This is a genomic window from Chloroflexia bacterium SDU3-3, assembly GCA_009268125.1.
Lineage (GTDB): Bacteria > Chloroflexota > Chloroflexia > Chloroflexales > Roseiflexaceae > SDU3-3.
Genome location: WBOU01000029.1, coordinates 21676 through 35594 on the forward strand (window position 1 = coordinate 21676; position 13919 = coordinate 35594).

General features: G+C 68.7%; 10 protein-coding genes and 1 pseudogene. 3 read left to right on the plus strand and 8 right to left on the minus strand.

The window, feature by feature from the left end; genetic code table 11:
• Positions 1-83: 83 nt before the first annotated feature.
• From glpK to F8S13_26850, 5 genes are all read right to left on the minus strand, one after another.
• On the minus strand, positions 84-1580 hold the full coding sequence (gene glpK / locus F8S13_26830) for a glycerol kinase GlpK (GenBank protein KAB8139775.1): 1497 nt from the start codon (positions 1578-1580) through the stop codon (positions 84-86).
• A 104-nt stretch (positions 1581-1684) separates the two neighbouring features.
• On the minus strand, positions 1685-2323 hold the full coding sequence (gene dhaL / locus F8S13_26835; GenBank protein KAB8139776.1) for a dihydroxyacetone kinase subunit L: 639 nt from the start codon (positions 2321-2323) through the stop codon (positions 1685-1687).
• A gap of 168 nt (positions 2324-2491) precedes the next feature.
• Positions 2492-3493: a dihydroxyacetone kinase subunit DhaK gene (gene dhaK, locus F8S13_26840; GenBank protein ID KAB8139777.1), complete on the minus strand. Its 1002-nt coding sequence runs from the start codon at positions 3491-3493 to the stop codon at positions 2492-2494.
• A 38-nt stretch (positions 3494-3531) separates the two neighbouring features.
• Positions 3532-4251 (minus strand): aquaporin family protein, encoded by a 720-nt coding sequence (locus F8S13_26845; GenBank protein KAB8139778.1) that lies wholly within the window; start codon positions 4249-4251, stop codon positions 3532-3534.
• 450 nt (positions 4252-4701) lie between these two features.
• Complete coding sequence (locus F8S13_26850) at positions 4702-6660, minus strand: GAF domain-containing protein (protein KAB8139779.1); 1959 nt, start codon at positions 6658-6660, stop codon at positions 4702-4704.
• Between the two features lie 195 nt (positions 6661-6855).
• Here F8S13_26850 and F8S13_26855 point away from each other — a divergent pair, with 195 nt between their 5' ends.
• Together F8S13_26855 and F8S13_26860 are read left to right on the plus strand one after the other, a co-directional pair.
• Entirely contained in the window at positions 6856-7452 is a 597-nt protein-coding gene (locus F8S13_26855) for a response regulator (protein KAB8139780.1), read from the plus strand.
• A 526-nt stretch (positions 7453-7978) separates the two neighbouring features.
• Positions 7979-8071 (plus strand): annotated as a pseudogene (locus F8S13_26860) (signal peptide protein).
• A 163-nt stretch (positions 8072-8234) separates the two neighbouring features.
• Here the strand turns inward: F8S13_26860 and F8S13_26865 are convergent.
• Both F8S13_26865 and F8S13_26870 read right to left on the minus strand, forming a co-directional pair.
• Entirely contained in the window at positions 8235-8600 is a 366-nt protein-coding gene (locus F8S13_26865) for a hypothetical protein (GenBank protein ID KAB8139781.1), read from the minus strand.
• 16 nt (positions 8601-8616) lie between these two features.
• Positions 8617-11007 carry a transglycosylase SLT domain-containing protein gene (locus F8S13_26870; GenBank protein ID KAB8139782.1) on the minus strand — a complete coding sequence of 797 codons (2391 nt, stop codon included), beginning with the start codon at positions 11005-11007 and terminating at the stop codon, positions 8617-8619.
• Positions 11008-11216: 209 nt separating this feature from the next.
• Here F8S13_26870 and F8S13_26875 point away from each other — a divergent pair, with 209 nt between their 5' ends.
• Positions 11217-12905 (plus strand): DEAD/DEAH box helicase, encoded by a 1689-nt coding sequence (locus F8S13_26875; GenBank protein KAB8139785.1) that lies wholly within the window; start codon positions 11217-11219, stop codon positions 12903-12905.
• A 73-nt stretch (positions 12906-12978) separates the two neighbouring features.
• Here the strand turns inward: F8S13_26875 and F8S13_26880 are convergent, their stop codons facing one another.
• Complete coding sequence (locus tag F8S13_26880; GenBank protein KAB8139783.1) at positions 12979-13755, minus strand: alpha/beta fold hydrolase; 777 nt, start codon at positions 13753-13755, stop codon at positions 12979-12981.
• Between the last annotated feature and the right edge of the window lie 164 nt (positions 13756-13919).

The window sequence follows — 13919 nt, forward strand, 5'->3', positions numbered from 1 at the left end:
ATCGTGCGCTCTTTCTGCTTTTGCCTACTGGCGGGGGGGGGGGGGGGGGGGGCCCCCCCCCCCCCCCCCCGCCGCCGTACCGCCTACTCGACCCAGTCGAAGGTCTTGGTCACGGCCTTCTTCCACTGGCTATAGAGCGAGTCGCGCTGGTCGGCGCTCATCTTCGGCTCCCAGGTCTTCTCGATCTGCCAGTTCTGGCGCAGGTCGTCGGTGCTCTTCCAGAAGCCGGTGGCCAGGCCCGCCGCGTAGGCCGCGCCCAGCGCGGTGGTCTCGGCCACCTTGGGCCGCACCACCGGCACGCCCAGGATGTCGGCCTGGAACTGCATCAGCGTCTCGTTGGCCACCATGCCGCCGTCCACCTTCAGGGCCTTCAGATCCACGCCCGAGTCGGTGTTCATGGCATCCAGCACCTCGCGGGTCTGGAAGGCGGTGGCCTCCAGCACGGCGCGGGCGATGTGGCCCTTGTTGACATAGCGGGTGAGGCCAGCGATCACGCCGCGGGCGTCGGATCGCCAGTAGGGCGCGTACAGGCCCGAGAAGGCCGGCACGAAGTAGGCCCCGCCGTTGTCCTCCACGGTCTTGGCCAGCTCTTCGATCTCGCCGCTGTTCTTGATGATGCCCAGGTTGTCGCGCAGCCACTGCACCAGCGCGCCCGCGATCGCGATCGAGCCTTCCAGCGCGTAGACTGGGGCCTGGTCGCCGAACTTATAGCCCATGGTGGTGAGCAGACCGCTCTTCGAGGGCACCATCTCGTTGCCGGTGTTCAGCAGCATGAAGCAGCCGGTGCCGTAGGTGTTCTTGGCCTCGCCGCTGCTGTAGCATGTCTGGCCCACCAGCGCGGCCTGCTGGTCGCCCAGGATGCCCGCCACTGGGATGCCGCCGATCACGCCCACCGCGTTGCCGTAGACCTCGCTGGAAGAGCGGATCTCGGGCAGCATCTGGCGCGGGATGCCCAGCGCATCCAGCATGTCGTCATCCCACTGCAGCGTGGCGATGTTCATGAGCATGGTGCGGCTGGCGTTGGTCACGTCGGTGATGTGCACGCCGCCGTTCGGCCCGCCGGTGAGCCACCATGTCACAAAGGTGTCCATGTTGCCGAACACCGCGTCGCCGCGCTCGGCGGCCTCGCGCGCGCCCGGCACGTTGTCCAAGATCCAGCGGATCTTGGGGCCGGAGAAGTAGGTCGAGAGCGGCAGGCCGACCTTCTCGCGGAAGCGATCCTGGCCGCCCTCGCGGGCCAGATCGTTGCAGATCTGGGTGGTGCGGGTGTCCTGCCACACGATCGCGTTGTAGAGCGGTCGCCCGGTGTTCTTGTCCCACACCAGCGTGGTCTCGCGCTGGTTGGTGATGCCAACCGCCGCGATGTTGTCGATGTTAATGTTCCCCTTGCGCAGCGCCCCGTCAACCACATCGTTGGTGCGTGTGCGGATCTCGTTCGGGTTGTGCTCGACCCAGCCGGGCTGCGGGTAGATCTGCTCGTGCTCTTTCTGATCGACGCAGACGATATTGCCGCCGTGGTCGAAGATAATGCAGCGTGTGCTGGTGGTACCCTGATCGATTGCCGCCACATACTTTGCCATAGATGACCTCCTTGTCATTGTGGGTGAGCAGCGCTGGCGCGGGCCGGGGTGGCGGCGCGCCAGCGCCGGTTGAAACTGGGTCTCTGCGCAGCGTTGGGGCTGGCCTACGCGCCCTGCGCCAGGGTCTCGGCCAGCACCTGCGACATATAGAACGCCGATGTCGCGCCTGGGTCTTGGTGCCCGATGCTGCGCTCGCCTAGGTACGAGGCGCGGCCTTTGGTGGCCAGCATCGGGATGGTGTCCTTCATGCCCTGCTCGACGGCGGCCAGGGCCTGGGCGGTGGCCTCGTGGGGGGGCACCCCGCTGGCCAGCGCAGCCTTGAGCGCGTCGATGCCGGGTGCGATGGCGTCCACCATGGTCTTCTCGCCGCGCTGGGCCTTGCCACGGGCGATAATGCCCTCCAGCGCGGCGTCGAGCGCCACCACCAGCTCGTTCTCGCTGATCTCGTAGCGGTCGGCCAGGGCCATACCGGCGCGCATGTAGGCGGTGCCGTACAGCGGGCCGGATGCGCCGCCCACGGTGGAGACCAGGGTCATACCAGCGGTCTTCAGGATGGTCCCGATGTCTTTGTCGGCCACGGTGGGCAGCTTGGCCACCACGGCGGCGAAGCCACGGTCGAGGTTTGCGCCGTGGTCGGCGTCGCCAATCGCCGAGTCGAGCTGGGTCAGCTCGTCGCGGTGCTGGCTGATGCGCGCGGCCACCCCCTCGATGTAGCGGATGATCATGTCGGCAGTGATCTGCATGTGTTCTTCCTCCGAGACGTAGGGAAGAGAAACCGGAAGCTCTACTCTATCACATCCGCCTGGCGCGGTGGTCGGATCTGCCGCGGCAAGATCGCTGCGGCGCGGCCTCGCGGGCCTCCGGCGCTCTTCCCCCCTCATCCCCTCCATGCCCTCCGCCGCGCGGCGATCCTACATGCCCCAGCGCAGCGCCGGGGTCAGCACGGGCGCATCCCAGAGCTTGGTCAGCTCGTCGTCCATCTTCACCAGGGTGATCGAGCAGCCCGCCATCTCCAGCGAGGTGATGTAGCTACCCACCAGCTTGCGCGAGATGGTGATGTTGCGGCCCTTCAGGATCTTGGTCAGCTCGTTGTAGACCACATACAGCTCGATCAGCGGGGTGCCGCCCATGCCGTTCACGAAGGCCAGCACATTGTCGCCGCTCTTGAAGGGCAGGTCTTCGAGGATGGGTGTGGCCAGCATCTCGGTGATGGATGCCGCATCCTGAAGCGGCACGCGCCTGCGGCCCGGCTCGCCGTGGATGCCGATGCCGATCTCCATCTCGTTCTCGCCCAGCTCGAAGGTGGGCTTGCCCGCGTGGGGCACCGTGCAGCTGGTGAGCGCCATGCCCATCGAGCGCCCGAGCGCGTTGACCTTCTCGGCGATGCGCTTGACCTCCTCCAGGTTGGCCCCGGTCTCGGCAGCCGCGCCCACGATCTTCTCCAGCAGCACTGTCACACCCACGCCGCGCCGACCGGCGGTGTAGAGGCTGTCCTGCACGGCCACATCGTCGTTGGTCACCACGGCGGCCACGTCGATGCCCTCGGCCTGGGCCATCTCGGCGGCCATCTCGAAGTTCATCACGTCGCCAGTGTAGTTCTTGACGATGTGCAGCACGCCAGCGCCGCCGTCGATCGCCTTGGTGGCGGCCAGCATCTGGTCGGGCACGGGCGAGGTGAACACCGCGCCGGGGCAGGCCGCATCCAGCATGCCCTTGCCCACAAAGCCGCCGTGCATCGGCTCGTGGCCGCTGCCGCCGCCCGAGAGCACCGCCACCTTACCCTTGATCGGGCCATCGGCTCGCATGATGAAATCGGGATCGTACGAGACCCGCAGCAGATCGGGGTGGGCGGCGGCCATGCCGGCCAGCGCGTCTTTCACCACGTTCTCTGGCGAGTTGATCAGCTTCTTCATTGACCCTCTCCTTAATCAGTGGCACCGCCGTGGTGCCGCTAGCCTGCCAGCGCGCGGAACAGCACGCCGCCCAGCACCGCGCCGATGATCGGGCCGACCACCGGGATCCACGCGTACTCCCAGTCGGAGCTGCCCTTGCCTGCGATCGGCAGGATGGCGTGCATGATGCGCGGGCCGAGGTCGCGGGCGGGGTTCAGGGCGTAGCCGGTGGGGCCGCCCAGGCTCAGGCCCAGCGACCAGATCAGCATGCCGACGAGGTAGGTGTTCAAGCCTGGGGTTGCGCCGCTGACCGCCTTGCCGATGGCGCTGACGATGAAGATCAGGCTGAAGGTGCCGATGATCTCGGTGATCAGGTTGGCCACCGGGTTGCGGATGGCCGGGCCGGTGCTAAATACGCCCAGCTTCGCGCCCTTGTCCTCGGTGATCTCCCAGTGGGGCAGGTAGGCCAGCCACACCAGCAGCGCGCCCAGCATCGCGCCCAGGAACTGCGCCACGATCAGCATCACGCCGTTGCCAATGTCGGCACCGGCGGCAAACCAGCCCTGGATGATCCCGGCGGGGTTGAGCGAGCCAGGCCCGCCGAAGGCCGCCGAGACAAACGCGCCACACATGACCGCAAAGGCCCAGCCAGCGGTGATCACGATCCAGCCTGCGTTCTGTGCTTTCGACTTGTTGAGCAGAACTGCCGCCACCACCCCATCGCCAAGCAGGATGAGCACCATGGTTCCAAACAGTTCGCCTAAGAATCCTGCGGGCATCGTCGTCCCTCCTCACATCAATGCTTCAGAGCACGGAAGTCTCAAGGTTTCGGAAATCGCCATTGATCGCCAAGAAGAATCCAGTCGCGCGAGCGGCGCACAGAGACAGCGGCCCCCTTTCTACGTACTGCGACGATGTGCCGATCATGGGTGCGCCAGACGACGCATGGCAGCGCTCCCTTGCGCTTTATTGAAGGGATCGTTTGGTTCGGCGTTAGGGTAGTGGGGGAAGAAGCAGACAGGCGCAAGAAGATAGGGCTATCATCTTGAACGGGCGCTCCATCGCACAACTACCTGGCTCTGATCGTGAAACCAGATATACCGTCGCAAAGATCAAACCTTCAGAAGGTGTTGCTGTCTGCCTTTATGCTACCACGCTGCGAATCCTTGTCAATAGAAAAACTGGACGTGGTTGCAGCCTGGCCTGTTTCAATAGTGAAACATATTGTTTCAATGTTTTGACTGCCACAGCAGGTCGCGGTCCAGGGCGTAGCGGCGCATCTTGCGCCAGAGCGTGGCGCGGCTGATGCCCAGGCGCTCGGCGGTGCGGCCCAGGTGCCCGCCCGACTCGTGGTAGGCCCGCACGATCGCCTCGCGCTCGGCCAGGGCGTGGTGGTCGTGCAGGCGGGCGGGGGCGGGCGCGCCGTGGGGCGCGTGGCTGGCCACGGCGGCGGGCAGGTCGTCGAGCGTCAGCACGCTCTTCTCGCTCAGGTGCAGCAGCCGCTCCAGCAGCGTCTCTAGCTCGCGCACATTGCCGGGCCAGGGGTAGGCCCGCAGCGCGGCCAGGGCCTCGGGGGCCAGCAGGGTCTGCTTGCCCAGCCGCCGGTTGATCGTGGCCAACATGTGGCTGGCCATCAGCAGGATGTCGTCGCCGCGCTCGCGCAGCGGCGGGATGCGGATGGAGAGCACGCCCAGCCGCAGCAGCAGGTCGGCGCGGAACCGGCCATCGGCCACCTCGGCGTCGAGGTCGCTGGGCGTTGCGGCGATCACCCGCACATCCAGCGGGATGACGCGCCGCCCGCCCAGCCGGATGATGTGCCCGGTCTCGATCGCGCGCAGCAGGCTGGTCTGGGCCTCGGGGGTGAGCGCGCTGATCTCCTCAAGCAGCAGGGTGCCGCCCTGGGCCAGCTCCAGCCGCCCGGGCCTGCCCTCGGCGGGGCCGCGCTGGGCGGGGTCGCTGGCATGCTGGCCCTCGTAGCCCACCAGGTCGCCCAGCAGCAGCGATCGCGGCACGGCGGCGCAGTTCAGCACGATAAACGGCCCGCCGCTGCGCGGGCTAGCGTTGTGCAGGGCGTGGGCGAACAGCTCCTTGCCCACGCCCTGTTCGCCCTCCAGCAGCACCGGCGCAGGCGAGAAAGCCGCAGCGCGGGCGTGGCGGATGGCATCCTGCATCGGGGCGCTCTCGCCGATGATGTCGGCGAAGGTGAAGCTGGCCTGCGCCCCCACCACCTGCTGCACCAGGCGCTGCACGCTCTCGGGTGGGCGCAGGGTCAGCAGCGCACCGCGGTAGCGCCGCCCGCGATCCCAGGCGGGGCGCAGGTTGCACAGCACCACCAGCGGCCCCTTGCGGCCCGCCAGCTGCAGCTCTTGGTCGGCCAGCTCGTGCCGCCGCTCAAGCGCATCGCGCAGGTTGGGGGGCAGGGTGATCAGCTCGTCGAGCCGCCTGCCCATCTGCCGAGCCGTGATGCCGAGCATCTGGCTGGCGCGCGTGTTGATCTTGCCCACGCAGCCCTGGGCATCCACAAAGATCAGGCCCTCGCTGATCGCCTCGACCACGGCGTTCAGCTCGGCCAGATGCTCGTTGGTCTCGGCCAGCAGCAGGTTGTTGCGCTCCTGGGTGTGGATGGCCTGGGCGGCGGCGATCACCATGCCTAGGGTGTGGGCGTGGGCCGCGCCGCTTGGCCCCAGCACGCCCAGCACGCCCACCGCCTGCCCATCCACATCGAACAGCGGGGCCGCCGAGCAGGCCAGCGCGTGGTAGGCCCGGCGGTAGTGCTCGGCACCGCTGGTCTGGCAGGGCGCGGCCTCGGCCAGGGCGAGGTTCGCGGCCATGGTGCCGATGCGCTGCTCGGCCCAGCTGGTGCCCGGCCCCAAGCCCAGCGCGGCGATCTGCTCGACCATGGGCGCGTCGCCGATCAGGTCGATCATGGCTAGCGCGGCGTTGTGCAGCATCACCGCGAAGCCGGAACCCTCCATGAACTGGTAGAGGTCTTCCATGGATGGGCGGGCCAGGGCGCACAGCTCGTCGTCGGCGGCGCTGTGCGGCGCGGCTGGCTGCGCGGCCAGCGCCGCCTCGGCGGGCACCCCGGCGGCGGCGCTGCGCTCCCACGAGCGCAGGATGGGCGGCGCGAGGTGGAGCCCGGCGGTGCTGCCGGTGGCCAGAAAATGCTGCCAGGCCGCATGGCTCATGTGTAAACTATTCATTGCTATGTGTTAGGAAATAGCCGCTGGGCGAGCGCGCGTTGCGCAATGGCAGCACGTTCTGGAACGCGGAAAGAACGGTTTATCTTGGCTATGATCTGTGGTATCATAACGCATTATTGGATGATATCATGCTCCACACTGCTGGCAAGGCTCGCCTGTCGTTCAGTGTTAAGGAAACATATGGCAGCAACACGCATTCTCGTCGCCGAAGACAACGATCTGGTCGCGCTTACCCTGGAAGAGCAGCTCAAGGGCCTCGGGTATGATGTGATCGGCGTTGCCCGCACTGGCGCCGAGGCTATCGAGCTGGCATCCCGCCTGACCCCCGATGTTATCATCATGGACATCCGCATGCCCGAGGTCGATGGCACCGAGGCGACCGCCCGCATCAACGCGCAGCACCCCACGCCGATCATCATGCTCACCGCCTACACCGACCGCGAGACCATCCGCCGCGCCGAGAACGCGGGCGCGCTGGGCTACCTAGTGAAGCCGGTGAACGAGGTCGAGCTAACGCCCGCGATCAACATCGCGCTGGCCCGCTTCCGCGAACTGCAGGATCTGCGCTCCAAGGTTGACGAGCTTTCCGAGTCGCTAGAGGCCCGCAAGGTCGTCGAGCGCGCCAAGGGCATCCTGATGCAGCGCCTGGGCCTGAGCGAGCGCGACGCCTACGAGCGGCTGCGCCACCGCGCCCGCGACAAGCGCGCCAAGATGAAGGATATCGCCCAGGCGATCATCGAGGCCGAGGAGCTGCTTGGCCCATCGTCGGCATCGTAGGCCGCTCACAGGGGATATTGGTGACGTCGGCGGCAGGATAACCCTGCCGCCGTTTGGTGTTTTTTGGCTCTGGGGGGCGCAAAAGCGGGGTTGACGCTGATCATGCCTCGCGGTATAATCGGCACCGCTGTGTTGCGCCCACAAGATTCAGGAGGCCGGTGTGAACCCGATGGTATATCTTACAACCCCCGATCCGCTCTTTGGCTGGCTGGAGTGGATCCTCTTTCTCCCTCAGATCATCCTCCTGCTTGCGGGCGCGTACTTTGGTATCGTCCACCGCGACTCGCTGGCGATACGGCAGACGCTGCTGCAGCGTCTGGGCTATGTGCTGCTGGCGCTGGGCGGCCTCGGCGCGCTGCTGGGCGTGCTGAAGATGTCCGCCATCGCGCCCTTCGACACCCGCGTGTGGCTGCTGGTGATCGTGCTGTTCGAGCTGGCGGCGGCGGCGGTGGTCTGGGCCTATATCCGCAAGGTCTACCCGCAGCAGCGGGCGGCGGCCCGTGGCGCGCGGCCCGCTGTGGCTGCTGCGCCTGCGCGGCCCGCCGCACCGCGCCCGCCCAAGCCCGCCGCCAAGCCTGCGGTCGCCAAGCCCGCCGATACCGCCGCAGCGGGCGCGGCCGCTCCCAAGCCCGAGCCGCGCCCGCTGCCGCCCAGCGCGCACCGCCCCGGCGAGCGCCACCGCACCCGCCGCGAGCGCAAGCGCCGCAGCTAGGAGCGCGATCTGCGCGATAGCAGGCGACGGCGTGGGGCTGCCCCACGCCGTCGCTTTGTGTTTGCCCCGCCTACGCTGGGATCGGCACCCTGCCGGTGAAGAAGTAGCTGCGCTCCCATAGCCTGCCGCCGATCCGCGAGGATGCGAGCAGGTGGATGCTGGGCAGATCGTCGAGCGCGCCGCTGAGCGGGATGGTGATCCGGTCCTCGTCGCCGTCGGCGGTAAGGCTGCCGCTGGCGTTGCCGCTGCGGATGTCGACGATCACCGCGTCGGGACGCCTGCCCCGCGTGTAGGTGAGCGCTAGCTCGGCGGATGGCGTGGGGTCGTCGGCGACTCGCGTGATCACGGCGCTCTGGATGCGGGCCGGACGGCCCAGGAAGGCCAGCCCGCCTAGCAGCCCCAGGCCGGCGGCGATCAGCACTGTTGGTCGTGGCATCATTGGCACGCTCCTTCTAGGGATGGTAGATGCTGCGGTATGCTCCGTAGTAACCATAGACTAGCTTAACATACCCTTCGGTCTCAGGGTAGTCGATCGTCTCGACGAACTGCTCGGGGTCGGCCACATCCTGCCCATCCGCCCAGCGGATCGCGTTTCCCGGCCCGCCGTTATACGCCGCCAGCGCCCCCTGCAGGCTGCCGTTCATCGTGCGCTGCTGCTGGCTGAGGTAGTAGGCCCCGAAGCGGATGCTGACCAGCGGGCGGTAGAGGTCATCGGCGTGGAAATCCTCCACCTGCAGGCGCGCCGCGATGCCGCTGGCGGTCTCGGGCATCACCTGGGCCAGCCCGCGCGCGCCCACCCACGAGGTGGCGTCGGGGTCGAAGTGGCTCTCTTGGCGCAGCAGCGCGTAGAGCGCGCGCGGGTCCACGTCAAACTCGTTGGCCTGGGCGATCACGGTCTCGGCGTAGGGGGTGGGGAAGATCATGCGGCGGACGGCCAGCGGCGCGGGCGCGCTGCCATCGGGGGCCAGGGCGGCCAGATCCTCGGCGGCGCGTAGGGCGGCGGCGGGCATGTCGTGCTCGCTGGCGTAGCGCGCGGTCAGGTAGAGCATGGCCGGGCTATCGTGCCAGCCCAGCCGGGCCTCGGCCCACTCGTTGATGGCGTCCTCGTACAGGCCCACGTCGGCCAGGGCCACGGCGCGGGCGATCGGGCCGCTGGCCGTGAACTCGGCGGGGTAGCCGTCGGTGTCCACGGCGGGCATGGGCTTGCCGCTCCACTGCGCCACCCAGGCCTCGGCCTCGCGCCACTGCTCGGCGCTGGTGGTGGCGGTCAGCGGCTCGCTGGCGGGGGGCAGGGCGTCGCGCTGCTCGGCGGCGCGCACGCCGTAGTAGGCCTCGGGCGCGGCCTGTGCGGCCTTGTCCAGCAGGCTGGCCGCATCGCCACCCGCCGCAGCGGCGGCGCGGCTGGCCCAGAACCAGGCCCGCGCCGCCACCGCGCCTTTGCTGGCCCCGGCCAGCGCCTCCCACGTGGCCTGGGCCTCGGCGGCGCGCCCGGCCTGGGAGAGCTGCATGGCTGCGGTGTCTAGCGCGCTCTGGCCCTGCTGGGCGGCGGGGTAGCGCCTACCTAGGTCGAGCCGCTGCTGCAGCGCGCCCTCGGTGTCGCCTAGCCGATCCAGCAGCAGCGCGGCCCGCTGCAGCGCCTCGGGGGCGCGCGCGTCGTCGGGGTAGCTCTGGGCGTACTGGCGGTAGCCCTCGATTGCGGCCTCGGTCTCGCCGCCCATGCCGCGCGTCTGCACCCAGTCGAGCTGGGCCTGCCGCCCGGCCTCGCCGCTGGGGTCGGCGGCGCTGATCGCGGCCAGCTCGCCTAGCGCCCAGCTCAGGTCGCCCTGGGCGCTAGGCGCCAAGGCCCGCCGCCTGCGCAGGTCGAGCGCGTCGGCGGGGGCGGCCTGGGCGATCGCAGCATCCAGCAGCGCCACCACCTGCTCGGTCTGCTCGTGAGCTTCGTAGACACGCGCCGCATCGCCGGGGGCCAGCGTGGCACCTGCGTCGCCCTGCAGCGTGGCCACCGCGCCCAGCGCCTCGGCGCTGGCGGGGAACTGGGCGATCAGCTCGCGCTCCCACGTGCGGGCCTGCTCGGCCTGGTCCATCTGGCGGGCCAGGGCCGAGGCCTCGGCCAGGATGCGCAGGCGGTAGTCCGATTTCTCGGCGAAGGCCAGCAGGTCGGCGTAGAGCTTGAGCGCCGCACCCTGCTGCCCTAGCTCGCGGTAGAGCGCGATCGCCTTCTCGTGCGATCCGGCCCGCTCGCCGCGCGCCACCCCCGACGCGGCCACGGCGGCGTAGCTGGCGGCGGCGGCCTCGCGCTGGCCTGCAGCCTGCTGCTGCGCGGCCTGGCGCATGCGGGCGTATGGCTCTAGCGGCGTGCCCAGCGCGCGGTACTGCTCGTAGAAGTCGGCGGCCTCGGCCCAGCTGCCGGCCTGCTCGGCGCAGCGGGCCAGCCAGAACAGCGCCCGGCTGGATAGGTCGTCGGCCACGCCGTCGTTGCGAAAGCTGCGCATGGCCACCGCCGCGTCGCTCCACAGACCGCGCAGCGCAAAGCTCTCGGCCAGATAGTAGCGGGCCTGCCGCACCTCGGGCGCGCTGGCGTGGCCGTTGGTGATGGCGTAGAAGTCGGCTGCGGCCAGCTCGTACTCGCCCAGCGTACGGTGCTGCAGCCCGCGCGCCAGCAGCTCGGCGGGCGCGAGATTGGCGTCGGCGGCGAGCGTTGGGATGGCATGGGCGGCTGCGGCGGTGGCTGCGGGAGCGGTTGCAGGGGCTGCGGCCTGCGGGGTGTGCAGCGAGCATGCGGCCAGCAGGGTGGCCGCTACCACAGCACACAGCGCATGTGCCGAAGGTAGAAGGTTTTGCATAGCGGCATTGTAGCATACAGAAATATGTGCGGAATAGTCAAAATTGCTGTATAATAATAAGCGTGATTAACAGCGTCGCAGGAATCACTCCTGCGTTTTTTATTTGTCCAAAAGGGCTGCCAGTGGGTCTTGCACAGGTTCGTGCCGTATGTGCCCAGGTTGGCTCGTTCTTGGGCGCATATGAGGACAGTGTGACCACAACTTCGACCGTGACATTTGCTGATCTGGGACTGAACGAAAGTATCCTTCGCGCTATCGGTGAGCTTGGCTTTGAGGAGCCGACCCCCATCCAGGCGCGCACCATCACCAAGCTGCTTGAGGGCGTCGATGTGATCGCCCAGGCGCAGACCGGCACCGGTAAGACGGCGGCCTTCTCGCTGCCGATCATCGAGCGCATCGACCCCGCCGTGCGCATCCCCCAGGCGCTAATCCTCACCCCCACCCGCGAGCTGGCGGTGCAGGTCGCCGAGGCCTTCCACTCCTATAGCAAGCACTCGTCCCTCACCGTGCTGCCGGTCTACGGCGGCCAGCCGATCGATCGCCAGCTGCGCGCCCTGGATCGCGGCGTGCACGTGGTGGTGGGCACCCCAGGCCGCATCCTCGACCATATCGAGCGCGGCACGCTCAAGCTAGAGAACGTGCGCATGGTGGTGCTGGATGAGGCCGACGAGATGCTGGACATGGGCTTCGTCGAGGATATCGAGGCCATCCTGAAGGAGACCCCCGCCGAGCGCCAGACCGCGCTGTTCTCGGCCACCATGCCCGGCCCGATCGCCGAGCTGGCCTCGCGCTATATGCGCGAGCCGGAGCGAATCGTGGTGAAGGCCGAGCAGCTGACGGTGCCCCAGATCCGCCAGGTCTACTACGAGGTCGGCGGCCGCGACAAGTTCGAGATGCTGGCCCGCATCCTCGACTTCGAGCAGCCGACCTCGGCTATCATCTTCTGCCGCACCAAGAGCGAGGTCGACTCGCTCGGCGAGCGCCTGATCGCCCGCGCCTTCCCAGCCGAGACGCTGCACGGCGACCTGAGCCAGACCCAGCGCGACCGCGTGATGGGCCGCTTCCGCACCAACCAGGTCGAGGTGCTGGTGGCCACCGACGTGGCGGCGCGCGGCCTCGACATCGAGCACGTGTCGCACGTGATTAACTACGACATGCCGCTCGACCCCGAGATCTACGTGCACCGCATCGGCCGCACCGGCCGCGCGGGCCGCACCGGCTCGGCCATCACCCTGGTGACGCCGCGCGAGCGCCGCCTGCTGCGCTCGATCGAGCGCTCCACCAGCGCGCCCATCCAGCGCCTGCGCCTGCCCACCATCGCCGATGTGATCGCCCGCCGCCGCGAGACCTTCAAGGAGACGCTGCGCGAGACGATCGAGCAGGGCGGGCTGGAGCCGTACACCATCATGGCCGAGGATCTGGGCGAAGTCTACAGCCCCACCGATCTGGCCGCCGCCGCCTTCAAGCTGCTGCTCGGCGCGCCCCAGGATGAGTCCGAGGACGTGCTGGCCGCCGCTGAGCCTTCCGAGGAGGAGCGCAGCCGCCGCAACCGCGCCGACCGCGACTTCCGCGGCGGGCGCGAGTTCGGCGGTGGCCGCGAGTTCGGCGGCGAGGGCGACTTCCGCGGTGGTCGCCGCAGCTTCGGCCCCGAGCGCGGCATGACCCGGCTCTACATCGACGTGGGCCGCGACGATGGCGTGCGCCCCGGCGACATCGTAGGCGCGATCGCCAACGAGGCCAACATCCCTGGCCGCGCCATCGGCAACATCGAGCTGTTCGAGCGCTTCGCCTTCGTCGAGGTTCCCGAGCAGTTCGGCGAGCGCGTGATGCGCGCCCTCAAGCGCACCACCATCCGCGGCCGCAAGATCTCGCCTAGCGTGGCCAAGCCCCGCCGCTAGATCGGCCCGCCCTTCGCACGCAGAAGCCCGACGGTGCTAACCGCCGGGCTTCTTTTTGTGCCGCGCGCTCGTTCTACACGTGCAGGAACCACTGCAGCACCGTGCTGAAGGCCTCGGGCTGCTCCATGTTCGAGAGGTGGCCCGCGCCGGGCAGCACCGCCACGTGGCTCTCCGCGATATGTGTGCTCAGCTCCTGCAGCTCGGCCTCGGTGGCGATGGTGTCGTGCTCGCCGCCGATCAGCAGCGTGGGCACCTGGATGTCGGCCAGCAGGTCGCTGGAGTCGGGGCGGCCCGCGATGGCGCGGATGGCGTCGGCCAGCCCCTCGCGCGGGTTGGTGGCGATGATGCTGCGCACGTGCGCCTTCAGCGCGTCGGGGGCGGCGGGCGAGAGCAGCGTGGGCAGCATGCGGTCGGCCAGGGCATCCGGGCCGTCGGCCAGCGTCAGCGCGATATTCTCGGCCCGCTTGGCCTTGGCCTCCTCGCTGTCGGCGGGCACGCGGCTGTTGGCGAAGATCAGGGTGCGCAGCCGCTGCGGGTGGGCGCGCAGCATGGCTAGCGCCACATAGCCGCCCAGCGACAGCCCGCAGACCGCCGCCTTCTCCACCCCTAGCTGGTCGAGCAGCCCGACCATGGTGTCGGCGTAGCCCGCCATATCGATCCCCTCGGCCCGCGCGCTCTTGCCAAACCCCGGCAGGTCGGGCGCGATCACGCGCACATAGGGCGCGAGCGCCTCGATCTGCGCTTCCCACATGGCGCTGCCCATTGGGAGCGCGTGGATGAGCAGGAGCGCCTCGCCAGCGCCCGCCTCGCGGTAGTGCAGCGCGCGCCCGTTGATGGTTGTCTCTGGCATCGTCTGAGCCTTTCGTGTGCCGCTAGGGGCATGGCCGCTCAACAGGTGTCACTTTTGTGGCGAGGTGGACAGAACGCGCAAAACGGGTATGCTTTGCGTGCCAACCCAAACCATACCCTATGGAGTCGTTATGCCCCCCTCGCCCCGCTATCATACCATCATGG